Origin of the sequence: Sphaerisporangium rubeum (genome assembly GCF_014207705.1) — a bacterium.
Taxonomy (GTDB): domain Bacteria; phylum Actinomycetota; class Actinomycetes; order Streptosporangiales; family Streptosporangiaceae; genus Sphaerisporangium; species Sphaerisporangium rubeum.
This window is the reverse complement of the sequence record NZ_JACHIU010000001.1, coordinates 2,471,652-2,497,808: the sequence shown is the minus strand read 5'-3', so window position 1 is coordinate 2,497,808 and position 26,157 is coordinate 2,471,652. Positions and strand designations below refer to the sequence as shown.

Genomic DNA, 26,157 nt, shown 5'->3' with positions numbered 1-26,157 from the left:
GGTGCCCCATGTCCACCGAACCCCCGGCCGCCGAACCCCCAGGCACGTGCCCTACCGGTGCCCCATGTCCACCACATGACCCCCGGCCGGCACGACGTCCCCTTCACACGATCGGCGGCCTCCCCGCGAGCGTCAGCCGAAGCACCGTCCCCCACGACATGGGCCGCCGCCTGCCGTGACCCCCCTTGATCCCCTCCCACAACCCGGTGAACCAGACCGCGAGATTCCCCCTCCGCCGGATCCGCACGACACTGAGCAACGTCCACGTCGCCAGGTAGACCGGGATCAGCGCCGCAGGCAGCCGCCGGTACGCCAGCCACACCCGGTTACGCGCCACCAGCCGGTAGTACAGATCGTGCCTGCTCGGCGACGTCGCCGGGTGATGCACCACCACCCCCGCCGCGTACCACCCCGTCCTCCCGAGATCCCACAACCGCCAACTCAGATCGATCCCCTCGTGAAAAAGAAAGAAATGCCCCGGCCACCCCCCGACCGCCTCATAGTCGGCCCGCCGGATCAACACCACCCCTTCCGCCATCACCGTGACACTCCCCGGCCGCCCCGGATCCCCCGCACGAAGCCGCGGCACCCACCGCCGCAACGTCACCCCCGACCCGGCGTCCGCGATCCGCGGCTGCACATAAGCCGCCTCCTCATGCTCCCGCGCCTCCCCCACCAACCGCGCGAGAGTGTCCACCTCCGGCAGAACCGCGTCATTGTCCAAGAAGAACAGAAACTCCCCCGCATCCTCCCCACCTAGAACCTCAGCCCCCACATTCCTCCCCTGAGGAATCCCCAGATTGACCGGCAACCCCACCGCCCGAACCCCCTCAGGCACCCCCTCGGGCTCCACCCCGTTCCCCACCACGACCACCCGCATCGAAACCCCTCGCTGCGCCAGCAAGGAGTCCATGGCCTCCCGGAACGCCTCCGGCCGATCGTTCATCGTCAGGACCACAACGTCCACCGTCGCACCCATCCGACCCTCCCGCACCATCATGAACGCGAGCGACCCCACCTCCGAAAGGCGAGCACGTCACGTCCAGGCCACACGCTGTTCCCCAGCCCGCAACCCCTTCTACCCCGACCAGCCACAATGAGTCGCCTGAGAGTGAACGAGACCAGACGCGGTTCCACGAGCGGTGCGAAGCGCACCCCGGCGAAGATGGCCGTCCCGTCGCCGGCGAGCCGCCGCCGAACCCCTTCGTCCGATCAGAGACGATCTTCCACCAAGGCAATGGTGATGTCAGGAATGGTGTCGACGATCAGGTCGGCGGCGGAGGCGGTGGGACGGGTCGCGTGGAGGTGGCCCCAGGGGCCGCGGCGGATCAGAGCGGTGCGCATGCCTGCCTGGCGGCCGGGGAGGATGTCGTTGTCGAGGCGGTCCCCCACGTAGAGGATCTCCTCCGGCGGACAGCCCGCGGCGGCGGCGACCTTGCCGAAGAAGGCGGGGTGCGGTTTGGTGACGGACCAGCCCGCGGAGGTGTACACGGCGTCCACCGGAAGGTCCATGGCGGTCAGCGCGTCGTACGCCTGGACGGGCTGGTTGCCGGCGATGATGACCTGGTAACCGGCGTCGCGGAGTGACGCGAGGCCGGGACGGACGTCCGGATACAGGTCGTCGGCGTCGAAGTTCTCCCGCAACCCGTCCGGATCGTCGCGCCGCCAGGCCTCGATCTCGGCCCCGATGTCGATCCCCGGCCGCACCACCTCGAACGCCTCCCGATGCGAACGATCCAGCGCCGCCATGCCGCCGAGCACCCCGTGCATCGTGAACGGCGTCACCCCGAGCCGTTCGGCCCACCGCGTCCAGATCCGCGTCTCGTCGACCAACGTCTCCCCGACGTCGAACACCACCACCCGGATCACCGGACCTCCTTCCGCGCACACCGTCCGAACCCTACTCGGTCACCTCGTCCCTGCCGGCCTCCGGTCGACGTCCGCCGAATCACAGGGCCTGGACATGCTCGACGGCATTGCCGAGCTAGTTCGAGGGGGCGGTGAGGCGCTCCAGGGCCTTGCGGAAGCGTTTGTCGGAGACCGGGTAGGGGGTGCCCAGGGTCTGTGCGAAGTAGCTGACTCTCAGTTCCTCCAGCATCCAGCGGAGGTCGGTGGCGGCTTCGTCGGTGCGGTGGTGCGGGGGGAGTTTGTTCAGGGTTTCTTCGTACTCCTGCCACAGGGTGTCGAGGCGGAGCATGTGTTCGCGGTCGCGGTACGGGTCGTCGGGGAGTTTCTCCAGGCGGCGTTCGACGGCTTTGAGGTAGCGCTGGAGGTTGGGGAGGCGTGTGTAGCCGGTGGCGGTGACGAAGCCGGGGTGGATGAGGGAGTCGAGGTGTTCGGCTATCTCTTCCAGGGTGTCGGGGGGGTCCTTCATCGTGGACAGGGTGGTCTCGGCGCGGTGCCAGGTGGTCAGAGCGGTCTCGACGCGGGAGACGACGGCGGCGGTGGTGTCGTACAGTTCGGCGCGGACGTGGTCGTGGAGGCGGGTGAAGGCCTCCTTGGTCCAGGCGGGGCCGCCCATGTCCATGATGAGTTTGTCGGTGGCGCAGTCGACGCAGTCCTCGAAGAGAGCTGCGGCGTCCTTGTGGGGGCTGTGGCTCAGGGCCAGTTTCTGCGTCGTGGTCAAGGTGCGCAGGATGGATTTGGCGGGGGACGCGACGTTCAGCAGCAGGAGGCGCCGGGTGCCGGCCCACATGGCGGCCAGTTGCTCGGCCTGGGTCTCGAAGACGCGGACGGCCACCGTGGTGCCTTCGTCGGCCAGCGCGGGGTAGGCCTTGACGCGGCCCTGTTCGAAGACCTTGGGGAGGTCTCCTATGGTCCAGGCGCGCAGGCCCGAGCGTTCCAGGTGTTCGCCTACTCGGGCCAGGGTGGCGCGCATCTTGGGGGCGAGGCGTTGTTTCAGGGACGGGAGGTCCTTGGCCTCGGCCACGGTGCGGCGGCGGTCGTCGATGACGCGGTACGTCACGCGCAGGTGGTCGGGGAGCCGTCCGGGGTCGAAGGACTCAGGGGGGACCTGGATGCCGGTGAGGCCGGACAGTTCCCGCGCGACGGCCTCGATCAGGGGTTCGGCGCCGGGGGTGACGCGTTCGAGTACACGGCGCGCGAAGTCGGGAGCGGGGACGAAGTTGCGGCGGACCTGCTTGGGGAGGGAGCGGATGAGCTCGGTGACGAGCTCCTGGCGCAGCCCGGGGATCTGCCAGTCGAAGCCGGTGCCTTCGACCTGGTTGAGCACCTGGAGCGGGATGTGGACGGTCACGCCGTCGGCGTCGGCGCCGGGTTCGAACTGGTAGGTGAGGCGCATGCGCTGGCCGCCCTGGCGCCAGGTGTCGGGGTAGGCCTGCTGGAGGTCCCCGCCGGCGGTGCCCTCGTTGATGAGCATGTCGGTGGAGAACGTCAGCAGGTCGGGCTGGTCGGCGCGTGCGCGTTTCCACCAGGAGTCGAAGTGGCGGGCCGACACGACGGTCTCGGGGACGCGCCGGTCGTAGAAGTCGAACAGGGTCTCGTCGTCGACCAGGATGTCGCGGCGGCGCGCGCGGTTCTCCAGCTCCTCGACCTCCGACAGCAGGCGGCGGTTGTCCTTGAGGAACTTGTGGTGGTTGTCCCACTCCCCCTGCACGAGCGCGTGCCTGATGAACAGGTCGCGGGACAGCTCGGGGTCGATGCGGCCGTAGTTGACCTTGCGGTCCACGACGAGCGGCACGCCGTACAGCGTGACGCGCTCCAGCGCCATCACCGCGCCTTGGTTCTTCTCCCAGTGCGGTTCGCTGTAGCTGCGGACCACCAGGTGCGCGGCGAGCGGCTCCACCCACTCCGGCTCGATCTTGGCGACGACGCGGGCCCACAGCCGGGACGTCTCCACCAGCTCGCCGGCCATGACGAAGCGCGGGGGTTTGCGGAACAGCGCCGAGCCGGGGAAGATCGCGAACTTGGCGCTGCGCGCGCCGAGGTACTCGCGGGCCGGCCGGCGCCGCAGGCCCTGGTTGTTGCGGTCGGAGCGTTCGACGTCCATGAGGCCGATGTGGGACAGCAGCCCGGCGAGCAGCGACACGTGGACGCGCTGCGGGTCGGGCCGCACGGTGTTGAGCGTGACCCCCATGCCCTGCACGACCTGCTTGAGCTGGCCGTACAGGTCCTGCCACTCGCGGACCCGCAGGTAGTTCAGGAAGTCGGCCTTGCACATGCGGCGGAACTGGCCGGACGACAGCTCGCGCTGCTGTTCGCGCAGGTAGTCCCACAGGTTGAGGTACGTCAGGAAGTCCGACTCCTTGTCGGCGAAGCGCGCGTGCTTCTGGTCGGCCTGCGCCTGCTTGTCGGCGGGCCGCTCCCTCGGGTCCTGGATGGACAGGGCCGCGGCGATCACCATGACCTCGGTGGCGCAGCCGTTGGCGTCGGCTTCGAGGACCATGCGGGCCAGCCGCGGGTCGATGGGGAGCTGCGCGAGCTTGCCGCCGAGCGGGGTCATCTTGCGGTCGGCGTCGAACGCTCCGAGCTCGCGCAGGAGGTTCACGCCGTCCTTGACCTGCCGGTGGTCCGGCGGCTCGACGAACGGGAACGCCGAGATGTCGCCGAGCCCGAGCGACGTCATGCGCAGGATGACGGAGGCGAGGTTGGTGCGCAGGATCTCGGGGTCGGTGAACTCGGGCCGCGCGAGGAAGTCGTCCTCGGAGTACAGCCGCACGCAGATGCCGTCGGACGTACGGCCGCAGCGGCCCTTGCGCTGGTCGGCCGAGGCGCGCGAGACGGCCTCGATGGGGAGGCGCTGCACCTTGAGGCGGTGGCTGTACCGGGATATGCGCGCGAACCCCGGGTCCACGACGTACTTGATGCCGGGGACGGTGAGCGAGGTCTCGGCGACGTTGGTGGCGAGCACGATGCGGCGGCCCCGGTGGGGCTGGAACACGCGGTGCTGCTCCCCCGCCGACAGCCGCGCGAACAGCGGCAGGACCTCGTCGTCGCGGCCCTTGAGCGCCTCGGCGGTGTCACGGATCTCGCGTTCGCCGCTGAGGAACACGAGGATGTCGCCGGGCCCTTCGGCGCACAGCTCGTCCACGGCGTCCACGATGGCCTGCGCCTGGTCCTCCTGCTCCTCGCTGATGGGCCGGTACCGCACCTCCACGGGGTAGGTGCGGCCGGACACCTCGACGATGGGTGCGTCGCCGAAGTGGCGGGAGAACCGCTCGGGGTCGATGGTGGCCGAGGTGATGATCACCTTGAGGTCGGGCCGTTTCGGCAGGAGCTGCTTGAGGTAGCCGAGGATGAAGTCGATGTTGAGGCTGCGTTCGTGGGCCTCGTCGATGATCAGGGTGTCGTACCGCGACAGCGAGCGGTCGCGCTGCATCTCGGCGAGCAGGATGCCGTCGGTCATCAGCTTGACGAGGGTGTCGTCACCCGACTGGTCGGTGAAGCGGACCTTGTACCCGACGGCCTCGCCGAGCGGGATGTCGAGCTCCTCGGCGATGCGCTCGGCCACCGTGCGTGCCGCGATGCGGCGCGGCTGGGTGTGACCGATCTGGCCGCGCACGCCGCGGCCGAGCTCCAGGCAGATCTTGGGGATCTGCGTGGTCTTGCCGGACCCGGTCTCCCCCGCGACGATCACGACTTGGTGGTCCCTGATGGCCGCGAGGATGTCGTCCTTGCGCGCGCTCACCGGGAGCGCCTCGGGGTAGGTGACGCGCGGCGTCAGCGCGCGGCGGGCCGCGACCCTGGCCTCCGCGGTCTCGATCTCGGCGGTGACCTGGTCGGCGATGGCCCGCAGCGCCTTTCCGTCGCGTACGCGGCGCGCGCCGTCGATGCGGCGGCGCAGCCGGATCTCGTCGCGCAGCGTCAACGCGGACAGGCGTTCACGCAGGCCGCTCAGGGGTGATGTCGTCGAAGAGGTTCCCATGGTCGCTTTCCCGGCCGCCTCCGTCTCACGCGACCGCCCCCGGCAAGGATAAGCAACTCCTGCGGGGGCTTCGCCAGCGGTTTACCGGGACGGACCCGGCGCTCAGTGGGAACTGAGCATCTGACCGGCGGCGCCGTTGGTGAAACGCAGCGCCTTCTCCAGGCACACGACCGCGCCTTGGCGTGGCCGGGTGAAGAACCGGCAGTCGTCGGCCAACGCGCGCATGATCTGCAGGCCGCGTCCGTGTTCGGTCAGCATCGAACCGTTCTTGTCGGCGATCGCCTCGGGATCGAAGCCGTTGCCGGTGTCGACCACCGTGATCACACAGCGTTCGCCGATCAGTTCGGCGCTGACGGTGTACTCGTCCGTCTCTGTGGCGTGCCTGATGACGTTCGAGCACGCCTCGGTGAGCATGAGCTGGATGTCGTCACGGATCTGACGCTCGACTCCGAGCACGTCGAGTTCGGCCCCCAGGATCTGCCTCGTGACGGACACGCTCGCTGCATCGCGCGGCAAGCGCAATGCGATGGTCACCTCCACGTCTCCTCCTTCCACCCTGCTCTCTAAAGTGCCCTCAGCACCAGGCGCAAACCCAGAACCGGGTGGAGGAAGATTCTTGTTTCACGTGTCAGACGGCGCGTGGAGCGGCGGCCAAGGCGGCGCCGATGATGCCGGCGTTGTTGAGCAGCCGCGCGGGGACCACCGGCGTGTCACCGAGGTCGATGTGCGGCAGGAACTTGTCGGCTCTCTTGCTCACGCCGCCGCCGATGATGATCAGCTGCGGGGACAGCAGCATGCGGACGTGTTCGAGGTACGCCTGCACGCGCTCGGCCCACTTGTCCCAGCTCAGGTCGTGCTTCTCGCGCGCGTGGTCGGACGCGCGGTGCTCGGCCTCGTGGCCGTCCAGCTCCAGGTGGCCGAACTCGGTGTTGGGGATGAGCAGCCCGTCCATGATCAGCGCGCTGCCGATGCCGGTGCCGAAGGTCAGCATGAGCACCAGGCCCCGCCGGCCGTGACCCGCGCCGAACAGCGCCTCGGCGACACCGGCCGCGTCGGCGTCGTTGAGCACGGTGACCTCCTGGCCGGTGGCCTCACTGAACAGCTTGCGCGCGTCCAGGCCGATCCATGCCTTGTCGACGTTGGCGGCGGTGCGGGTGACCCCGTCGACCACGACGCCGGGGAATGTGACGCCGATCGGCCCCTGCCAGGAGAAATGGTCCGCTATCTCCCGGACCACCGCGGCCACGGCGGCCGGCTCGGAGGGGTCGGGTGTGGGGATGCGCCACCGCTCCCCGATCACCGTGCCGGTCGTGACGTCGACCGGTGCGCCTTTGATCCCGGATCCCCCGATGTCGATGCCGAGTACGTTCATCGTGCTCCCTCACCCGCTGTGCCGGTCGCCGCACCACAAGGTTCAGTGCCCCGGCGGGACGTCCATAGTCCTAGCAGGTGCGGGGATCGCATGACGCAACCTGGCAGACATATGGCGTCATGTGACGCCATATGTCCCTCATTCTCCGTTTCTCCTCAGCTCCGGTGGTCGTACCCCCGCGTGTGCTCGGCCCGGCCGTCACCGAGCGCGCGGAACGGCGAGGTGTCCTCACCGAACGTCCAGCGGGTGCTGAGGTCCAGGGGGTCCAGCCTGCGGTGCCGCGGGTCGTCCCCGCCGACGACGAACGGGTCCTCCGGGTACGGCGTCTCCCGCCGCGCCGGTTCCATGCGGTACACCGGCGCCTCGGTCACCGCGGGGGCCGGTGTGGCGTACGTCTCGGCGCGGTAGACGGGCTCCTCCCGGTACGCGGGCTTCTCCCGGTACGCCGGCTCCTCCCGGTACGCGGGCTTCTCCAGGTAGGCCGGCTCCTCCCGGTACGGCGCGGACGGCGGCGACGGCGGGACGACGGCGGCGGAGGTGATGGCGGCCGTGACGCGGCCGGATCCGGCGTACAGGTAGGCACGCAGGCCGTCGGCGAGCCGGACGACGTCCTGGCGGGGCCGTACGGCGAACCGCAGGAAGCGGCTGCTCGAACCGAGCTTGTTGCCGCACTCGCGCACATGCAGGTTGTACGACGACAGCAGGTGGTCGCGCAGGTGCACCCCGTCCTTGCCGTCCGGCAGCCGCACCAGCAAGAAGTTGCCCTGCGACGGGTACACCTTGAGCCCCGGCAGCGCCGACAGCTGCTGGAGCATCGACCGGCGGTCCGCCGCGACCAGCCGCAGACTCTCCTGGTAGGCCCGCGTGTGCTCCTTGAGCAGGAACACGACCGCCTCGGCGAACGAGTTGAGGTTCCACTTCGGCAGCATGCGGCGCACCGTGCCGGCGAGCGCCGGGTTGGCCACCATGTAGCCGAAGCGGATGCCGTGCAGGCCGAAGTTCTTGCCGAGGCTCTTGAGCACGACGACGTTGGGCCGCAGCGCGGCCTCGTCGGCGACGCTCGGCGAGTGCTCCTCGTCGACGAAGTCGATGAACGACTCGTCCACCACGACCAGGTCCAGGTCGGTGAGCCGGTCGAGCAGGTCGATCACCTGTGCGCGGCGCAGGTAGCCGCCGTCGGGGTTGCTGGGGTTGCAGATCACCGCGGCCCGTGAGCCGCGTGCGCGGATGAAGCGCACCAAGTCCTCGGTGTCCAAGGCGAATCCCCGCTCTTCCGGCAGGCGGTACATGTCCACCCGTTTGCCGGTCTCCAGCGGCTGGTCGGTCCAGCGGCCGAAGGTCGGCACGGGGACGGCGACGCTCTCACGGATCAGCAGGTGGTCGATCCAGGTGATCAGTTCGGTGGAGCCGTTGCCCATGACGAGGGTCTGCGGCTGGAGCCCCAGCAACGAGCCGAGTTCGGCGGTGATGGCGCCGGCGTCGCTCGGGTAGTACTTCAGGATCGTCGTGAGGTTCTGCTGAAGCAGCCCGAACAGCTCCGGTGTGGGGAAGTACGGGTTGCAGGGGATGCAGAAGTCCACCGGCGCCTCGCGCAGCCCGGGACTTCCGCGCAGCAGCGAGAAGTACGACGGGCTGTGCGCCTCGGCACGCGGCGGGCCGGCCTCGCCGGCACCAGGCGACACAGGCAATGGGGGCCTCCTCCATGAACGGCGGACGTCGCCGGGACGCGACATGGGGAGGTACGCGGCCCGGCGGCGTCCGGTTCAGCCGGAGATCGGCCGTGTTCGCGGTGAGAGCCGCTCAGGTGCGAGCGACCGCCTTGCTGACGGCGTTGGGGCCGTCGAAGGTGCCCTCGGGAAGCTGCCGCAGTGCCTCCATGGCCTTCTCGTCGGCCTTGTGGCTCTTGGCGTGTTCCAGCAGCTGCTCTTTCGTTACCGGGTAGTCGACTCCGGACAAATACTTTTGTACGTGTATGAACTCCGGCGTTCCCATAGAATCCCCCCCGAACGAAAAACCCTGCTTCTACCCGAGGAAGAGGAGGCTAAACCTGACCTCTTCCCGCGGAGCGCGTCCACCGTCCCGCACGGCCGCAGAAATGCCGCATCTGGCAGGGACGCTACGACAGCAGAAGTCTCCCCAGGAAGCTCCACATCCTCCCGAACCAGGACATAAGAATCACGTCAAGCCTTGACAACCGCCTGCTGTCCGAAAGCCCTCGGATGCCCCACCGACCCCGGGGGCCAGCATTCCGAACATCATTCGGCCGCAGGCCAGAGCCCTACAGGCAGTGGCAAACCAGGACAACAAGGAATTTTGCAACGAGTCATGCACTACCACCGCACAACTAATCACAGCTCGTAGGGGGAAAATATGACGAACGTCATGACACGAACAGTGACACCCTCCCATGTGACCAATGGAACGTGTCACTAGGCACAGGTCTGGTTATCCGTAATTCTCCTCCTAGCGATCGAGCGATCGAGCCAAGAGAGGGGTGTCCAGCGGTGATCGACAAATACGCGATGTATTGCCTGGCTGATCCGCTGTTTTACGACTCCCTTGACGGTAAGCGCTCCGACCACCCCGACTTTCCCGCGGCGTCCAGGGCCGTCCCCGCCGGCTGGCTCCACCGGCCGACCGACACCTGGTTCCACTACATGCCGCAGGACCGGCCCCTGCCTCCCCAGGGCTGGAAGATCCACGTCTCCTCGTGCCTGGACGACGCCGAGCGCACCCTGGACGCCGTCTTCGACTACTGCGTCGGCCGCCGGCTGCCCTTCAAGTTCCTGCGCGGCCCCCGCGTCGTCATGATGCTCAACAGCAAGTACGCCGACCGCGGCGGCAGCGGCAAGCTCGTGACGATGTACCCGGCGGACGTCGACGAGTTCGAACTCGTGCTCAAGGAGCTCGGCGAGCTCCTGCACGGCGTGCGGGGGCCGTACATCCTCAGCGACCTGCGCATCGGTGAGGGGCCCCTGTTCGTCCGGTACGGCGGCTTCGCCGAGCGCTACTGCGTGGACGGCAACCGCGAGCAGGTGCTCGCCATAGAGGACCCCGACGGCAACCTCGTCCCCGACCGCCGCGGCCCCTCGTTCTCCCCGCCGTCCTGGGTGACCCTGCCGGACTTCCTCGCCCCCCATCTCGCCGCGCGCAACGCGGTGACCCTGGAGGGCCTGCCGTACACCGTGGAGAAGGTCCTCCACTTCTCCAACGGCGGCGGCGTGTACAAGGGCACCGACACCCGCGACGGCCGCACCGTCGTGCTCAAGGAGGCCAGGCCCTACGCCGGGCTCGACGCCGTCGGCCGCGACGCCGTGGCACGGCTCAGGCACGAGGCCGACATCCTCGGCCGGCTCAAGGGCCTGGACGTCGTGCCGCAGCTGTACGACTACTTCACCCTCGGCGAGCACCACTTCCTCGTGCAGGAATTCGTCGACGGCACCACGCTCAGCCAGGAGTCGGTGCACCGGCACCCCCTGACCCGTGCCGTCATCACCCCCGAGCACGCGGCCGAGTTCACCGAGTGGACCATGAAGACGCTCGCCAAGGTCGAGGACGCCGTGGCGGCGCTGCACGAGCGCGGGGTCGTGTTCGGCGACCTGCACCCGTTCAACGTGCTGGTGGACGGCGACCGTGTCGTGCTCATCGACTTCGAGGTCGCGACCCTCGCCGAGCGGAACGCCAGGCCCACGCTCGCGCACCCCGGTTTCTGCCCCCCGGCCGACCGCCTCGGCGTCCACGCCGACCGCTACTCCCTGGCCTGCCTGCGCCTCGGGTTGTTCGCGCCGATGTCCACCGTGCTCATCCCGCTGCACCGGCCCAAGGTGAACCACCTGGCCGAGCTGGCCGCCGGGACGTTCCCCGTGCCGGCCGGCTACCTCGACGAGGCCGTCAGCCTGATCCTGGGCGAGGGGCCGCACGACGACGCGCGCATGCGGGAACTGCCGCTCCCCGGCCGGGCCCCGTGGCAGGAGGTGCGCGACGCCGCGGCACGGGCCATCCTCGCCTCCGCCACCCCCGAGCGCGACGACCGGCTCTTCCCCGGCGACATCACGCAGTTCCAGCCCGGCGGGGGCCTCAACCTGGCGACCGGCGCCGCAGGTGTGCTGTACGCGCTGGCGGCGACCGGCGCCGGGAGACACCCCGAGCACGAGGAGTGGCTCAGGAAGCGCGCGTTCTCCCCCAAGCCCGGCACGGGCCTCGGCTTCTACGACGGCCTGCACGGCGTCGCGTACGCCTTCGAGGAGCTCGGCCGGCGCGACGACGCGCTGGAGCTGGTCTCCCTGTGCCTGCGTGAGCGGTGGCAACGGCTCGGGCTGAGCCTGCACGCCGGCCTGGCCGGCATCGGGCTCAACCTGCTGCACCTCGGCCAGGTCACCGGCGAGAGCGACCTCACGCGCGCCGCCGCCGAGGTCACCGGTGTGGTGGCCGAGCGGCTCGGCGACGTCGAGAGCGTCGCCGAGGTGAGCGGTGGCGGCAACCCGCACGCCGGCCTGATGCACGGCTCGTCCGGACCCGCGCTGCTGTTCCTGCGCATGTACGAGGCCACCGGCGACCAGACCATGCTCGACCTGGCGCACACCGCGCTGCGGCAGGACCTCAAGCGCTGCACGGTCCGCGAGGACGGTCAGCTGCAGGTGCAGCAGGGCTGGCGCACCAACCCGTACGTCGACGAGGGCTCGGCCGGCATCGGCATGGTCCTCGCGCAGTACCTGCGGCACCGCGACGACGAGGCGTTCGGTGCGTCCCTCGCGGCGATCGCACCGGTCGCCACCTTGGACTACTACGTGCAGTGCGGCCTGTTCTCCGGCCGCGGCGGCATGATCGCGGCGCTGTGCTCGGGCCTGCGGCCCGGCCTGGACCGCACCTCACCCGAGGTCGCGCGACAGGTCGAGGGCCTCGCCTGGCACGCCACGCCGTACCGCGGCGGGCTGGCTTTCCCGGGCAACCAGTTGCTCCGGCTCTCGATGGACCTGGCGACCGGCACGGCCGGTGTGCTGCTGGCGCTCGGCGCCGCGCTGCACGACCGGCCGGTGCGGCTGCCGTTCATCCTCCCCCAAGACTCCCCCTCCGGCACCCCCGCCGGAGCGGTGGACCCGACGGACACCTGAAGAAGGAGGTGAACACATGGCTCTTCTGGACCTGCAGGACATGGAGGTCGCCGGCGGTGGCGGCGGCGGCAGCAACCTGTCCCTCCTGGGGTGCACCCCCCACGAGAACAGCAGCCTCAGCATCATCTGCGGCTGAACCCTCACCGCAGCGCCAGCGGCCGGCCCTCGGCCGTGCACGACCCAGCGTTTCACATCCGTAAGAAAGGCACGATCATGGCGCTTCTCGACCTGCAGGACATGGAACTCGCCGGTGGCGGCGGCGGCGGCAGCAACCTGTCCCTCCTGGGGTGCACCCCCCACGAGAACAGCAGCCTGAGCATCATCTGCGGCTGAACCCTCACAGCCTGAGCGTGCTCCGCGCGAGCAGAGCACGCCGCTGAACAACCCGCCTGGGGCGGCCCTTGCCCGGCCGCTCCAGGCACGTTCATTCCCGGGATCCTTCGAAGGGAAACGCCGGCATGTCGGAAACCCAGGCGACGCCAAGCCAGGGAACCGGCATCTCCGGACCGGCCTCCGGTGACGGGCTGCTGCGTGACGTACTGCGGCGCAGCGGCGCGTGGCCCTCGGTGTACGCGGCGACCGCGCTGACCGCGGCCGTGGTCGAGCTGCTGCTGCCGGCCGCGCTCGGCCGCGCGGTGGACGCACTGGTCACACCAGGCGGCACCCTCGGCACGGCCTTCGTGACGTGCGCGGTGCTGATCGCCGCCGTGGTGGCCTGCGACGCGGTGGCCGTGCTCGCCGCGGGGGCCGGCAGCGCGCAGGCGGCACGCAGGCTGCGCCGCCGCGTCGTCCGGCACGTCCTCGTCACCGGACCCGGCCTGTCGCGGCACTTCTCCGCCGGTGACCTGGTCACCCGTGCGGGTGCCAACGCCGACGAGACCGGCACCGCACCGGAGTCCGTCATCACCGCGGTCGCGCTGCTCGTCCCCGCCGCCGGAGCCCTGGTCGCGCTGGCGCTCATCGACGTGCGGCTCGCGGTGGCCTTCGCGGCGGGCCTCGCCGTGATCGGCCTGGTGCTGCGCGCGTTCCTGCGCGAGACCACCAGCGTCTCCTCCGGGTACCAGCAGGCGCAGAGCGACCTCGCGACCCGCCTCGTCGACGCGCTCTCCGGCGCGCGCACCATCGCCGCCGCCGGCACCGAGGACCTGGAGACCCGCCGCGTCCTGTCCCCCCTCCCCCGGCTTCGCCGCCACGGCATGGCGCTGTGGCGCGTCAACGCACGCGCCGGTGTGCAGGCGGCCATCGTCGTCCCCATGCTGGAGGTCACGGTGCTCGGGGTGGGGGGCCTGCTGCTGTCCGGCGGCCACCTGACCGCGGGTGAGCTGTTCGCCGCCGCGCGCTACACCGTCCTCGGCGCCGGTCTCGCCTCCGCGCTCGGCCACCTGAACCGCCTGGCCCGCGCGCGCTCCGCCGCCGGCCGCCTCACCGCTCTGCTCGGCCACACGCCTCCCGCGTACGGCGACCTGCGCCTGCCGGAGGACGGCCCCGGCGGACGGCTGGAGTTCCGGGGGGTCGGCGTCCGCGTGGACGGACGCGACGCGCTCCGCGACATCGACCTGGACATCCCCGCCGGGACGGCGGTGGCCGTGGTGGGACGGTCGGGAAGCGGCAAGTCCACCCTGGCGGCGGTGGCGGGGAGGCTCGCCGACCCCGACGACGGCGAGGTGCTGCTCGACGGTGTGCCGTTGCGGAGCCTCGGTCACACGGCGCTGCGGGAGGCGGTGGCGTACGCCTTCGAGCGGCCCGTCCTGTTCGGCACCAGCGTCGCCGACGCCATCGCGGCGGGACGGCCGGTCACCACGCGCGGCGAGGCGGCCGGCGGAGTGCGGGAAGGTCGTGGCGCGTCGATCGTGCGGGCCGCGGCCGGCGCGGCGGCGGCCGATTCGTTCATCCGGCGGCTGCCGCGCGGGTACGACACCGCGCTCGACGAGGCGCCGATGTCCGGCGGCGAACGGCAGCGCATCGGCCTGGCCAGGGCCTTCGCGCACGGGGGCCGGGTGCTCGTCCTGGACGACGCCACCTCCAGCCTGGACACCGTCACCGAGCACCAGGTGGCGCGCGCGCTGACCGGCACCCTGCGGGGCCGCACCCGGCTCATCGTGGCCCACCGCGCCGCCACCGCGGCCCGCGCCGACCTGGTCGTCTGGCTGGAGGACGGCCGGGTGCGCGGTCAGGACACCCACGACGCGCTGTGGCACGACCCCGAGTACCGGTCGATCTTCGAGGTCACGGCCGAGCTCTCCCCGGACCCTCTCGCGCGGTGCGGGGACGCGCCGTGACGGGGGACGGAGCCACAGTCGGCGGAGTGAGGGGACGCGCCGTGACGAGGGACGGGACCACAGTCGGCGGGGTGCTGCGTGCGGCCCTGGCTCGGCGGCGGCGGCATGTGGTGCGGCTGCTGCTGTGGTCGTTCGCCGAGACCGCGCCGTCGTTCGTGTCGGGGCTCGCCGTCGCGCACGCCTTGGACGACGGCTTCGCGGTGGGGCGGCCCGCCGTGGGGTTCGGGTGGCTGTGCATCCTGACCGCCGCCTGGCTCGCCGCGGCGATCGGTGCGCGGCAGGTGCTGCTCGCCATCGCCGGCATCGTGGAGCCGTTCCGTGACGACCTGCTGACCCGCGTGGTGGCGGGCACGCTGCACCGCGCGGCGGCCACCGGCAGGGGCCAGGACACCGCGGCGGTGGCGCGGCTCAACCGGCAGGTCGAGCTGGCGAGGGACGCGTTCGCCGCGGTCATCGCGGTGGTCCGGTCGTTCGCGTTCTCGGTGACCGGCGTGGTCCTCGGTGTGTGGTCGCTGATGGGCTCGGTGCTGCCGCTGGTGCTCCTGCCGCTGCTGGCCGGGCTGGCGCTCTTCGTGACGTCGCTGCCTTCGATGGCGGCACGGCAGCGGCGGGCCATCCTCGCCGAGGAGGGTACCGCGGCGTCGCTGGCCGCCATGGTGGACGGCCTGCGCGACGTGCGCGCCTGCGGCGCCGAGGGCCGGGTGGCGGCGCGGGTCGGCCGGGCCGTGGACGAGCAGGCCGGCGCCGCCACCGGGCTGGCCCGCCTCACGTCCGTCCGCACGCTGTCGCTGGCCGTCGGCGGCTGGCTGCCGATCCTGCTGGTGCTGGCCGCCACCCCGTCCCTGGTACGCGACGGCGCGACCGCCGGGGTGGTGCTCGGCACGCTGACGTACGTCGCGCAGTCCCTCACCCCGGCCCTCGGCAGCCTCGTGCAGGGCATCGGCGTGAACGGCGTGCGCCTCACCGTCGCACTCGAACGCATCCTGACCACCGGCGGAAACACCACGACCCTCCCCGCCGGCCGCTCCCCCGAGGCCGGTCCGCCGCGCGGGACGCCGCGCGGGACGCCGCGCGGGACGCCGCGCGGCGGCGCGGTGCGCATGCGCGGAGTGACGTTCGCGTACGGCCTCGGCGCGGAGCCGGTGGTGGCCGGTCTCGACCTGGAGGTGCCGGACGGTGAGCACCTCGCGGTGATCGGGCCGAGCGGCATCGGCAAGTCCACGGTGGCGGCGCTCGCGGCGGGGGTGCTCCGGCCCAAGGAGGGACGGGTGCTGATCGGCGGGGTGCCGGTGGACACGCTCGGCCGGGCCGCGCTGAGCCGGACCCGCGTGCTCATCCCGCAGGAGGCGTACGTCTTCCGCGGCACGCTCGGCGAGAACCTCGCGTACCTGGCGGACTCCCCCGGCTCGATCGAGCTCGACGCCGCTGTGGCGGCGGTCGGCATGACCGATCTCGCGGCCCGGCTCGGCGGGTACGCGGCCGAGGTGGACCCGGCCGCTCTGTCGCAAGGCGAGCGGCAGCTCATCGCGCTGACCAGGGCCTACCTGTCCCCGGCGCGGCTGGTGCTGCTCGACGAGGCGACCTGCCACCTGGACCCGGCGGCCGAGGCGCGGGCCGAGGAGGCGTTCGCGCGCAGGGACGGCACGCTGATCGTCGTCGCGCACCGGCTCACGTCGGCGCTCCGTGCCGACAGGATTCTCGTGATGGACGGCAGCAGGGCCATGTCCGGCACGCATGCCGAGCTGATGGACGCCTCGCCGCTGTACCGCGACCTGATGGGCCGCTGGGAGGCTCCCGCACCGGCCTGATCCCCAGCCAGACAAAACGGGTAAATGTGACAAAACAGGGCATAAGTCCTGGTGAGAGTGAACATGGCTGCCCGTCGTGCCTTCACCGCCTGCACCACGGGGGGAGGGTCTCGCGGGAACGGGGGACGAGATGAGCACGCAGAGGAACGAGACCGTACCGCGTCCGAGGATCAGAGAGGGCGGCGGCACGACCCTGCTCACCGAGCGCGGCAAGACCACGATCGCCGACATGGTGGTCGCCAAGATCGCCGGCATGGCGGCCCGTGAGGTGACCGGGGTCCACGCCGTGGGGACCGGCATGACCCGGGCCCTCGGCGCCGTCCGCGAGCGCTTCTCGGGAGGCGTCAGCCCGACGACCGGCGTCACGGTGGAGGTCGGCGAACGACAGGCCGCCGTGGACCTCGCCGTCATCGTCGACTACGGCGCCTCGATACCGGACGTGGCCGCGGGGATCCGGCGCAACATCGTCAACAAGGTGGAAAACATGTGCGGCCTCGAGGTCACCGAGGTCAACATCGCCGTCGAGGACCTCCACCTGCCTGGCGAGGAGGGGCCGGAACCCACGGAGTCCCGGGTCCAGTGAACGCGCGGAACCCCCGGCACCCGGGGAAGGAACCCGCGGGTGAGCCCACGGGTGCGCGTGACATGGGCCGCACGGCGGGTCAGGCCGGCCGGCGCGACACCGGCCTCGACACGGCCGCCACAGCGAGAACGACCGGTCCCGAAGCGGACGTCACGACCGAACAGACCGGTTCGCACACCGGCCCCGAAGCAGACGTCACGGCGGAACAGGCCGTGCCGGCCGGCCCCGAAGCGGACGTCACGGCGGAACAGGCCGTGCCGGCCGGTCCCGAAGCGGACGTCACGGCGGAACAGGCCGGTGAGCTGGCCGAGCGCATCGCGCGGGCCGTATGTGACTGTCCGGGGGTCGCCGGGCTGGCGCGGGGGCCGCTGGCCACCCACCTGGCGGGACGGGCCGTGCGTGGGGTGTCCGTGCTGGAGCGGGAGGTGCGCGTCGCGGTGGTGGCGGACTACGGCAGGCCGCTCGCGGAGGTGGCCGCCGGGGTGCGCGACGCCGTGGCGCCACTGGTTCCCGGTGAACCGGTGGACGTCCGGGTCGAGGACGTCCGCCTGCCGTCCCGGAACCGGCGATGAGCGACCGGAGGCCCGCGGGTCCCTGCGGGCCGTGAGTACTGCGACACGACGAAGGGTGAACGACATGGACGAGAACCGCTGGTGGCCGATGGCAGGCCTGCTGTGGGGGACGGCACTGGGATTCGCCGGCGCGTTCGGCGGCTTCGTGGTGTTCCTGATCGTGCTGGTCCTCAGCGTCATCGGCTTCCTCGCCGGACGCGCGATGAGCGGCACCATGGACATGAGCGGCGTGCTCGGCCGCAGACGCGTGTCATGAGCGCCGGTCCCGCCGGGATCCGCGCACCTGAGGAACGCGGCAGGACCCGGATCTCCGGCAAGGTGCTCGAACGGATCGCCGCCACGGCCGCCGCCGAGGTGGACGAGGCCGGCCGTGCGGTCCGCCGCGTGCTCGGCGTACCCGTGGGACACGACACCACGAGCGCGCCACCACGGGTGTCGGGCCACATCGACGGCGGCCTCGCCATGCTGCGCATCCACCTCTCCGTGGCCTACCCCGCACCGGTCCGGGAGGTCACCCGCCGCGTCCGCGACCACGTCACCGACCGCGTCCACGCTCTCACCGGCCTGGACGTCCGCCAGGTCGACATAGACGTGGACCGTCTCCTCCCCGGCGCGAACCGCGACGGGGAACCGGCCGGCGCACGCGAACGGCTCATCAGGCAGGACACCGAAGAGCCGTCCGGTGTGCACGGCACCCGCGAACCACACGGCGCGGAAGAACCGTTCGGCGCGTACGGCGCCGACGAACCGCTCGGCGCGTACGGCACCGGGGAGCCGGCCGGGGACGAGTCGCCTCGTGCCTACGGCACCGGAGAACCCGCCGGGAACGAACCGCCTCGTGCGTACGGCACCGGAGAACCCGCCGGGAACGAACCGCCTCGGGTGCGTGGACCGGAGGAGTCGTGAGCGGCCGGAAGGCGTGGCGGCGCGGGGCCCGGGTGTTCCGGCCGCATCGGTCGGTGCCGGCGGCGGTGGTGGCGGTGGCGCTCGCGGTGGCCGGTGTGCTGACGCTGATCGAGGCGGTCGCGTCCACTCCGGGGAGCCCGGTGCGTGCGGAGTCGCTGGACCGGGCCGTGGACTGGGTGGCGGCGCGCTGGGCCGATCCCGCCACGATGGCGGCCTCGGCGCTCGCCGTCCTGCTGGGACTGGTCCTGTTGGGGCTCGGGGTGACGCCTGGCCGGCCACGGCTGGTGCCGCTGGCGTCGGACGACCCGCTCTCGGCGGTGGGGATCACCAAGGGTGCGGCACGCCGGTACATGGCGGCGGTCGCCGACGACGTGGAAGGGGTGTCGCGGGCCCGTGCGCGCCTCGGACGCAGGCGCCTGGACGTCCGCGTCACCACACCGCTGCGCGAGCCGGGTGATCTGCGGGAACGGGTGACCGCCGCAGTGGAGCGCCATCTGGAGGAGCTGGCGCCGCTACGGCGGCCGAAGGTGCGGGTGGCCGTGCGGCGCAAGGAGCCGCGGGTCCGTTGAACGCGGAGGCGGGGTCCGTTGAACGCCGGAAGCCGGATCCGCTGAACGCCGGAAGCCGGATCCGCTGAACGCGGGAAGCGGGAAGTGGGTCGATGAACGCGGGAGGTGGGGGTCGATGAACGATCGCGTCACGAGGGTGAACCGGATCGGGCTGACCGTGACGGGGCTGCTGCTTCTGCTCGGCGGCCTGACGGCCTTGGCACGGTCGGCCGGGCTGCTCGGCGCCGGGCCGCTGATCCCGCCGGAGGCCGGTCAGGTCGCCGCGCAGCCGTGGTTCTGGCCCGTGGTCGGCCTCGTGGCTCTGCTGGTGACGCTCGCCGCGCTGCGGTGGCTGTTCCTCCAGGGCCGGCCAGGCGGGATCAGGTACCTGGATCTCGAACCGGACAGGGGCCACGGCGCGACACGGCTCGGCGCGCGGGCCGCCGCGGGGGCCATCGAGGAGGAACTCGACAACGGCCCGTCCGGTGAGCGGGTACGCGCGGGGTTCCGCGGCGCTCCGGCGGACCCCCGGCTGGCGCTCACCGTGGCGGTACCGGGTGACGGCGACCCGGCCGCGGCGAGACGCCGCGCGCAGCGAGGGGTGGAGCGGCTGCGGACCGCACTGGAAAGCGACCGCCTGCCGGCCGTCATCCGCATCCGCGCGGCGCACGGCCGTTCCGCTCACCCCGCCGCACACTGACCGCGCCGACGTGACCGGGCCGACGTGACCGGGCCGACGTGACCGGGCCGACGTGACCGGGCCGACGTGACCGGGCCGACGTGACCGGGCCGACGTGACCGGGCCGACGTGACCGGGCCGACGTGACCGGGCCGACGTGACCGGGCCGACGTGACCGGGCCGACGTGACCGGGCCGACGTGACCGGGCCGACGTGACCGGGCCCCACACTGACCGCGCCGGCACCGGAACGCGTCTACAAGCGCAGTGGCAGACGGGCCAGGCGCCACGAGCCGGGAAGGGGCTCGTGTTCCAGGTCCGACGGGTCGACGGCCAGGGACAGGCCGGGGAATCTGCGGAACAGCGCGCCGAGGGCCACTTCGCCTTCCTGGCGGGCCAGGGCCGCGCCGAGGCAGTAGTGGAGGCCGTGGCCGAAGCCGACGTGGGTCTCCTTGCGGCCGTCGGGCTCCCTGGTGATGTCGAGACGCTCGGGGTCGGGGAACACCGACGGGTCGTAGTTGGCGCCGACCAGCATCGCCATGACCGGCTGGCCCTTGGCGATCGTCATGCCGCCGAGCTCGACGTCCTCGGTCGCGTACCTGATGCGGGTCCCCTGGACGGGGCCGCACCAGCGCATCAGCTCGTGGACGGCGCGCGGCAGCAGGGACGGGTCCTCGCGGAGCAAGGTGAGCTGGTCGGGGTGGGTGAGCAGCGCGGCGGTGCCGTTGCCGATCAGGTGCGCGGTGGTCTCGTGGCCGGCGAGCACGATGGTGAGGACCATCGTGACCATCTCGGTGTCGGAGAGCCGGTCGCCGTCCTCGTCATGGGTGCGGATCAGCCCGGTGAGCAGGTCGTCGGCAGGGGTGGCCCGGCGGCGCGCGATGAGGTCCTCGATGTACCCGACCAGGTCGCGCACCGCCGACGCGATGCCTTCCTGGTCGAACAGCTGCCTCCCCCACTTCCGCCACAGCGGCCGGTCCTCCTCAGGGATGCCGACCAGCTCGCAGATCACCGTGATCGGCAGCGGGTAGGCGAAGTGCGGCAGGAGGTCGACCACGCCGTCCTCGGCGTGGCCCGGCAGCCGGTCCAGCAGGTCCTCGGCGATCTGCTCGACCCTGGGCCGCAGCTCCATGACGCGGCGCGCCGTGAACGTACGGGACACCAGGCGCCGCAGCCGTAGATGGTCCTCGCCGTCGGCGTCGAGGATGCTGTCCAGGATGTACTTGGCGTACTCCGGCGGCACGCCACGTGCCGCGACGAGCTTCTCGCGCAGGTTGCCGGCGTCCATCCCCGGCACGTGCGCCGGGTCGTTGACGAACCGGTGATCGCCGAGGACCGTCCTGACGTCGTCGTACCGCGTGACGAGCCAGAGCTCCTGCTGTCCGAACAAGCTCCCCCGGGCCAGCGGCGCGCGGTCCCTGAGCCGCGAGTAGGCCCTGAACGGATCGCGCAGCACCCCCGGATCCAGCAGATCGACCGCTCCGGACGCCTCCTGACCGCCTGACGTGCTCATGATCCCCCTGTCGACCGCGGGTCAAGAACAGCAGTCACGCTAACCCTCCCCGAGGCCCCTCACAACCCTCGAAGCCCCAGGAAAACGCAGAACCCCGCCGGAAGTCCGGCGGGGTCCCACGATCGCGAACCGGTGTGCGGGTCGCCTCTCGGCGAAACGCTCAACGCGGCTCCAGCCGAACGGTAGTCCGCGAAGGCAATAGGTGAGGCCCGGGGACACCGGACACACCGGCCACGAAAACTGTAACCCCGGTCCCCTCCGGGATGTTCCCCCCGCCACGAAAAAGTTGCCCGGCGTTTCCCTTGGTCACTCCCGCCGGCGAGCGCTCTCACCGCAGCGACCAGGGGCCCACTCGAACGCGCACACCAGGCGAGGCGTGCACCAGAGGGGTGCCGCCGGGGGCCGGCAGGGACGCCGCCTGGAGGAGGTCCTGGTCCAGGTGACGCAGGCGGGCCTCGTGCAGGGGCCAGGGGACGTGTTCGACCTCCGCGTGCGCGAGCCTGCCGGCGATCACGGTGAACAGGCGGTACCGCTCGGTGAGGAACCCGGTCAGGAGCTCGGCGCGCTCACCGGGGGCCGCGAGCGGGGAGCCGAGTTCGACCTCGGCGTGGCAGTGCGCGCCGGCGGACCGGTGCCTGTGTGAGCGGTAGACCCGCCGGGTGGAGGTTCCGGTCACCGACATCGCGGCCCAGTGGTACGGCAGCCGGTAGGTGGCCCTCGCGGTCAGCACGGCCGGCAGGCGCGCGGCGTCCAGCGACAGGAACCACAGGCCGGTCCGGCCCTCGGCGTCCCGCGCGTAGGTGCGCACGTTGGTCTCGGGGAACCGCGACAGCCACGGGATCGCCGGGACGCCGGGTGGCCGGACGTCCGACATCAGCAGCGGCGTGAGCCCCACCCACGCCGACCCGTCGAAGGAGTCGACGGTCAGGCCGTCCGGCAGCATCCGCTGGATCGGTTCCACCGGGTAGCGCCAGTGGATGAAGGTGATGTCCAACCAGTCCTGGTACATCACCGGAACACGCACCCGCTCGCCGTGCCGCACCGCCATGGACCGCACCTACCCGCACGCGGCCCGCGTACCCGCCTGGTGATCCGCGGGGCTTTGCCGCAACGAGGTGCGGGCCTTTACCGCTCGGCGGTTCCGCCGGTTCGCGGAGGCGACCTAGCCTGGATGCGTCTCGTCATCGGGGGGACGCCATGCGGCTGCCGGTACCCAGAGGCCCGATCAGCGAACGGCTCTTCGGAGAGCTCACCGCGGACCCCCACGACTTCGGCCTCCCTGAGGAGCTCGCCGTGCCGCCGGCGGGGCCGGTCGTGGCGGACGAGGACGTCCAGGTGGCGCTGTTCGCCTGCTACGAGCTGCACTACCAGGGGTTCGACGAGGTCGACGAACGGTGGGAGTGGAACCGTTCGATGCTGGCGGTGCGGGAACGGCTGGAGGAGGTCTTCGAGCGGGCCCTGGCCGCGGCCGTACCACCACCGCCGGAGGCGCCGGCGCGCGGCGTGCCACGGCTGCTGATCGAGATGGTGCCGGACGGCCCGTGGTCGCTGGCGGACTTCCTGCACAAGGACGCCTGCCTCGACCGCTTCCGGGAGTTCGTCGCGCACCGGTCGCTGTACCACCTGAAGGAGGCCGACCCGCACACCTGGGCCATCCCGCGGCTGCGGGGGCCGGTCAAGGCGGCGCTCGTGGAGATCCAGGCGGACGAGTACGGCGGGGGCCGCGCGGGCCGCATGCACTCGGAGCTGTTCCGGCACACCATGCGCGCGCTCGGCCTCGACGACGCCTACGGCGCCTACGCCGACCTGGTCCCCGCGATCACGCTGGCCGTGGGGAACGCGATGTCGATGTTCGGGCTGCACCGGCGGCACCGCGGCAGGCTGCTCGGTCACCTCGCGGCGTTCGAGATGACGTCGTCCCTGCCGAACCTCCGGTACGCGCAGGCCCTGCGGCGGCTCGGCGGCGGCGCGGCGGCGCGGCGCTACTTCGACGAGCACGTGCAGGCCGACGCGGTGCACGAGCAGATCGCGGTGTACGACATGTGCGGGAGGTTCGCGGCGAGCCACCCCTGGCTCACCGGCGACGTGCTGTACGGCGCGGCCTGCGCGCTGACCCTGGACCGGCTCTTCGCCGAGCACGTCCTCGGCCGCTGGCGCCGCGGCGCCTCGTCGCTGCTGGAGCCGATCACGGCGGGGAGGTGACCGGCGTGGAGTACGTGCTGCCGCTGCGGTGGACGCGGGACGGCGACGACCTGCCGGAGCTGACCGCGTACCTGCGCCGGCTGAGCGAGCACGCCGGGGTCATCGTGGTCGACGGCTCGCCGCCGGCGGTGTTCGCACGGCACGCGCGCCTGTGGAGCGGGTTCGCGCGTCATCTGCGGCCCGACCCCGATCTGGCGTGCGGCAACGGCAAGGTGGCCGGGGTGCGCACCGGGATGCGCGTGGCGCGGTCGGAGTTCGTGGTCGTGGCGGACGACGACGTGCGGTACGACGCGGCGGGCCTCGCGCGGGTCCGCGAGCTGCTGGAGACCGCCGACCTGGTCCGGCCGCAGAATTACTTCGACCCGATGCCGTGGCACGCGCGCTGGGACACCGCGCGCACGCTGCTCAACCGGGTCTTCGGCGCGGACTATCCGGGGACGTTCGGGATACGCAGATCGTTCTTCGAGCACATGGGTGGCTACGACGGCGACGTGATGTTCGAGAACCTGGAGCTGATCAGGACGGTGCGCGCGCACGGCGGCCGGGAGCGCCGCGCGCGCGAGGTGTACGTGCGCCGCCTGCCGCCGGGGACGCGGCGGTTCTGGTCCCAGCGGGTCAGGCAGGCGTACGACGACCTGGCGCAGCCGGCGCGCATGGCGCTGTTCCTCGCCGTGCTCCCCTGCCTGGCCGTCGCGGCGGCCCGCCGGCCGAGGCGGGCCGTGGCCGCCGTGCTGCTCGGCGCCGCGGCGGTGACGGGGCTGGCCGAGGTGGGCCGCCGCAGGGACGGCGGCCGGCGGGTCTTCCCCGCCACCTGCTCGGTCCTGGCCCCGGTGTGGGTGCTGGAACGGGCCGTGTGCTCGTGGCCGGCGCTCGCGGCCCGGCTGCGCGGGGGTGTGCCGTACCGGGGACTGCGGCTGCTCGTCGCGGCCCACTCGGTCAGGCGTCTGCGGCGGGCTCTCCCGGCGCGCGGAACCCCGCCGCCTTGTGCGAGCCGTCGCAGAACGGCTTGACCCTCGACCGTCCGCACCGGCACAGCGCCACGGTCGACCGGCCGGGGCCGACGGCCCGGCCGTCCCGCGTGACGATGGTGAACGGACCGCGCACCAGCAGCGGCCCGTCCTCGCAGAGCGTCACCGTGACCGGGTCCGTCTCCTCACCGGCCCGGGCCAGCAGGCCGGTGGCGGCGGCGAGGACGTCGGCCACCCCGATCTCCAGCAGCCCTTCGCCGGGGACGTCGCCGTGCGGGTCGCCGGAGCGGCCGGCCCACAGCGCGATGTGCGCGGCGCGGCCGGACGGCCCCCACAACGCCGGGGAGACCGGGCCGAAGATCACGACCGAGGGGGTGCCGAGCGCGGTGGCCAGGTGCGCCACGCCGGTGTCCCCGCAGATCACCAGGCGCGCGGCCCCGACCAGCGCGGCCAGCTCCGCCACGTCGGTACGGCCGGCCACGACCTCGGTCCTCGTGGCCCCGCGGTCGCGTGCCAGTGCGGCGACCTCGCCGGCCAGCGGACGTTCCGCCGGGCCGCCGGTCAGCAACACGCGGTGGCCGGAACGGGTCAGAGCGGCCACGACCTCGGCGAACCGTTCCGGGGGCCAGCGTCGCGCGGGGTACGCGGCGCCGGGGTGGACGACGACGTGGCCGCGCACCTCGGACACGGGGGCCGTCAGGGACAGGTCGGCGGGATCGGCCGGGACGCCGTGCCAGCCGAGCATCGCGCACCAGCGGGTCACCTCGTGCGCGCCGGGATCCCAAGGCGGGCCGGGGGTGCCGGGGAGCAGCGGGTGCGCGTGGGTCAGCAGACGGCCCGGCCGGGTCCGCAGGAGGGCCGCGGTGCTCTGCGGGCCCGCGCCGTGCAGGTTGACCGCGACGTCCGGCGCGTGGCACGGCACCGGGCCGGCGCCGGACACGTCCAGCAGCTCGTCCACCGCGCCGATCAGCGGCAACAGGCCCGCGAGCGCCGCCGGCGCGGCGAGCGCGACCCGGTGCTCCGGGAAGGCACGGCGCAACGCGCGCAACGCCGGCACCGCTGTGAGCAGGTCCCCGAGCCCGAGACCGCGCAACGCCACCAGCACCGGCCGGGACGGCTGATGTCCCTTCATCATGACTCCTCCCGCGGTGCCGCTCCTGACCCCGTACAGGAAAAGTGCCCCTTATGCAGGCGGTACGTCACATCCGCCACGAGGTCCGGCTCAGGACAGCGGGTTTCACGGCCTCGTCATCGTCGTATATGTCAAACGGTTGACCTGGCCGTGAGGAAGAGGTGGGGATGGCGCAGAGGTACCCGGATCCGGACGCCGGTGTCCTCGTGGACCGGGGTGCGACGGCGATGACCTCCACCTCGGGTCACGCCGGTCACGGCCCGCACGTCCCGCCTCCGCGTGAGGACTGCGAGGACATCGACTGGCACCCCCGGATGAACGTCGAGAGCCGGCCGAGGGTGCTGCGCTGGACGTGCGTGTGCCGCACCCGGGTCTACTACCTGGTCGTCGGCGGCGGACGCGCGCACATCCGCTGCGCGGACGGGTCGGAGGGGCCGCCACGTGAGACGGTCCGCATGCGGTACCACCAGGCGGAGGCCCTGTGGTTCAAGATCCTGCGTGGTCAGGCCCGCTGACGGCGCGGCCGGGCGGCCCTGGCTCATGGTCGTTCTCCCGGCTCACCCGGCCGGTCCCGTGATCGGCGCCGGATGATGCCGTCCAC

At 71.9% G+C, this 26,157-nt stretch carries 24 protein-coding genes; 14 read left to right on the top strand and 10 right to left on the bottom strand.

Features of this window, described 5'->3' with window-relative positions:
* Positions 1 to 103 precede the first annotated feature (103 nt).
* From BJ992_RS10645 to BJ992_RS10615, 7 genes are all read right to left on the bottom strand, one after another.
* Positions 104 to 979: a glycosyltransferase family 2 protein gene (locus BJ992_RS10645; RefSeq protein WP_184979996.1), complete on the bottom strand. Its 876-nt coding sequence runs from the start codon at positions 977 to 979 to the stop codon at positions 104 to 106.
* Between the two features lie 233 nt (positions 980 to 1,212).
* Positions 1,213 to 1,869 (bottom strand): HAD-IIIA family hydrolase, encoded by a 657-nt coding sequence (locus BJ992_RS10640; RefSeq protein WP_184979994.1) that lies wholly within the window; start codon positions 1,867 to 1,869, stop codon positions 1,213 to 1,215.
* 115 nt (positions 1,870 to 1,984) lie between these two features.
* Positions 1,985 to 5,884: an ATP-dependent RNA helicase HrpA gene (gene hrpA / locus BJ992_RS10635; protein WP_184979992.1), complete on the bottom strand. Its 3,900-nt coding sequence runs from the start codon at positions 5,882 to 5,884 to the stop codon at positions 1,985 to 1,987.
* Positions 5,885 to 5,986: 102 nt separating this feature from the next.
* On the bottom strand, positions 5,987 to 6,418 hold the full coding sequence (locus tag BJ992_RS10630; protein ID WP_343072591.1) for an ATP-binding protein: 432 nt from the start codon (positions 6,416 to 6,418) through the stop codon (positions 5,987 to 5,989).
* 94 nt (positions 6,419 to 6,512) lie between these two features.
* The gene (gene ppgK / locus BJ992_RS10625) at positions 6,513 to 7,256 is read right to left on the bottom strand and encodes a polyphosphate--glucose phosphotransferase (protein ID WP_184979988.1); all 744 of its coding nucleotides are present in this window, start codon (positions 7,254 to 7,256) and stop codon (positions 6,513 to 6,515) included.
* Positions 7,257 to 7,411: 155 nt separating this feature from the next.
* Positions 7,412 to 8,938 (bottom strand): pyridoxal phosphate-dependent aminotransferase, encoded by a 1,527-nt coding sequence (locus BJ992_RS10620; RefSeq protein WP_343072972.1) that lies wholly within the window; start codon positions 8,936 to 8,938, stop codon positions 7,412 to 7,414.
* A 118-nt stretch (positions 8,939 to 9,056) separates the two neighbouring features.
* A complete protein-coding gene (locus tag BJ992_RS10615) occupies positions 9,057 to 9,248 on the bottom strand; it encodes a DUF2795 domain-containing protein (RefSeq protein WP_184979984.1) in 192 nt (63 codons plus the stop codon).
* Positions 9,249 to 9,760: 512 nt separating this feature from the next.
* Between BJ992_RS10615 and lanKC the strand changes: the two genes are divergently transcribed.
* From lanKC to BJ992_RS10560, 11 genes are all read left to right on the top strand, one after another.
* Positions 9,761 to 12,367, top strand: a complete 2,607-nt coding sequence (gene lanKC, locus BJ992_RS10610) for a class III lanthionine synthetase LanKC (RefSeq protein ID WP_343072590.1) — start codon at positions 9,761 to 9,763, stop codon at positions 12,365 to 12,367.
* A 16-nt stretch (positions 12,368 to 12,383) separates the two neighbouring features.
* A complete protein-coding gene (locus BJ992_RS10605) occupies positions 12,384 to 12,503 on the top strand; it encodes a SapB/AmfS family lanthipeptide (protein ID WP_184979982.1) in 120 nt (39 codons plus the stop codon).
* Between the two features lie 77 nt (positions 12,504 to 12,580).
* Positions 12,581 to 12,700, top strand: a complete 120-nt coding sequence (locus BJ992_RS10600) for a SapB/AmfS family lanthipeptide (RefSeq protein WP_184979979.1) — start codon at positions 12,581 to 12,583, stop codon at positions 12,698 to 12,700.
* A gap of 125 nt (positions 12,701 to 12,825) precedes the next feature.
* The gene (locus tag BJ992_RS10595) at positions 12,826 to 14,646 is read left to right on the top strand and encodes an ATP-binding cassette domain-containing protein (protein ID WP_184979977.1); all 1,821 of its coding nucleotides are present in this window, start codon (positions 12,826 to 12,828) and stop codon (positions 14,644 to 14,646) included.
* Positions 14,647 to 14,687: 41 nt separating this feature from the next.
* The gene (locus tag BJ992_RS10590) at positions 14,688 to 16,454 is read left to right on the top strand and encodes an ATP-binding cassette domain-containing protein (protein WP_343072589.1); all 1,767 of its coding nucleotides are present in this window, start codon (positions 14,688 to 14,690) and stop codon (positions 16,452 to 16,454) included.
* A gap of 130 nt (positions 16,455 to 16,584) precedes the next feature.
* Complete coding sequence (locus tag BJ992_RS10585) at positions 16,585 to 17,037, top strand: Asp23/Gls24 family envelope stress response protein (protein WP_184979975.1); 453 nt, start codon at positions 16,585 to 16,587, stop codon at positions 17,035 to 17,037.
* On the top strand, positions 17,034 to 17,609 hold the full coding sequence (locus BJ992_RS32130) for an Asp23/Gls24 family envelope stress response protein (protein ID WP_221474757.1): 576 nt from the start codon (positions 17,034 to 17,036) through the stop codon (positions 17,607 to 17,609). Before BJ992_RS10585 ends, BJ992_RS32130 begins: the two co-directional genes overlap by 4 nt.
* 64 nt (positions 17,610 to 17,673) lie before the next feature.
* Complete coding sequence (locus BJ992_RS10575) at positions 17,674 to 17,865, top strand: hypothetical protein (protein ID WP_184979973.1); 192 nt, start codon at positions 17,674 to 17,676, stop codon at positions 17,863 to 17,865.
* Positions 17,862 to 18,515: an Asp23/Gls24 family envelope stress response protein gene (locus BJ992_RS10570; RefSeq protein WP_184979971.1), complete on the top strand. Its 654-nt coding sequence runs from the start codon at positions 17,862 to 17,864 to the stop codon at positions 18,513 to 18,515. The genes BJ992_RS10575 and BJ992_RS10570 overlap by 4 nt, the downstream gene beginning before the upstream one ends.
* Positions 18,512 to 19,084 (top strand): DUF6286 domain-containing protein, encoded by a 573-nt coding sequence (locus BJ992_RS34225; protein WP_184979969.1) that lies wholly within the window; start codon positions 18,512 to 18,514, stop codon positions 19,082 to 19,084. The genes BJ992_RS10570 and BJ992_RS34225 overlap by 4 nt, the downstream gene beginning before the upstream one ends.
* 115 nt (positions 19,085 to 19,199) lie before the next feature.
* Complete coding sequence (locus tag BJ992_RS10560; RefSeq protein ID WP_184979967.1) at positions 19,200 to 19,763, top strand: alkaline shock response membrane anchor protein AmaP; 564 nt, start codon at positions 19,200 to 19,202, stop codon at positions 19,761 to 19,763.
* Positions 19,764 to 19,997: 234 nt separating this feature from the next.
* Here BJ992_RS10560 and BJ992_RS10555 read toward each other — a convergent pair whose 3' ends face one another.
* Both BJ992_RS10555 and BJ992_RS10550 read right to left on the bottom strand, forming a co-directional pair.
* The gene (locus BJ992_RS10555; RefSeq protein ID WP_184979965.1) at positions 19,998 to 21,254 is read right to left on the bottom strand and encodes a cytochrome P450 family protein; all 1,257 of its coding nucleotides are present in this window, start codon (positions 21,252 to 21,254) and stop codon (positions 19,998 to 20,000) included.
* A gap of 328 nt (positions 21,255 to 21,582) precedes the next feature.
* A complete protein-coding gene (locus tag BJ992_RS10550) occupies positions 21,583 to 22,302 on the bottom strand; it encodes a YqjF family protein (protein WP_184979963.1) in 720 nt (239 codons plus the stop codon).
* 149 nt (positions 22,303 to 22,451) lie between these two features.
* Here BJ992_RS10550 and BJ992_RS10545 point away from each other — a divergent pair, with 149 nt between their 5' ends.
* On the top strand, positions 22,452 to 23,456 hold the full coding sequence (locus tag BJ992_RS10545) for an iron-containing redox enzyme family protein (protein WP_184979962.1): 1,005 nt from the start codon (positions 22,452 to 22,454) through the stop codon (positions 23,454 to 23,456).
* A 5-nt stretch (positions 23,457 to 23,461) separates the two neighbouring features.
* Positions 23,462 to 24,466 carry a glycosyltransferase family 2 protein gene (locus tag BJ992_RS10540; RefSeq protein ID WP_221474756.1) on the top strand — a complete coding sequence of 335 codons (1,005 nt, stop codon included), beginning with the start codon at positions 23,462 to 23,464 and terminating at the stop codon, positions 24,464 to 24,466.
* Here BJ992_RS10540 and BJ992_RS34220 read toward each other — a convergent pair.
* Complete coding sequence (locus tag BJ992_RS34220; protein WP_184979957.1) at positions 24,393 to 25,559, bottom strand: glycosyltransferase family 9 protein; 1,167 nt, start codon at positions 25,557 to 25,559, stop codon at positions 24,393 to 24,395. The genes BJ992_RS10540 and BJ992_RS34220 overlap by 74 nt on opposite strands.
* Positions 25,560 to 25,723: 164 nt before the next feature.
* On the opposite strand from BJ992_RS34220, the gene BJ992_RS10530 reads away from it, so the two are divergent.
* On the top strand, positions 25,724 to 26,071 hold the full coding sequence (locus BJ992_RS10530; protein ID WP_184979955.1) for a hypothetical protein: 348 nt from the start codon (positions 25,724 to 25,726) through the stop codon (positions 26,069 to 26,071).
* Positions 26,072 to 26,157 lie beyond the last annotated feature (86 nt).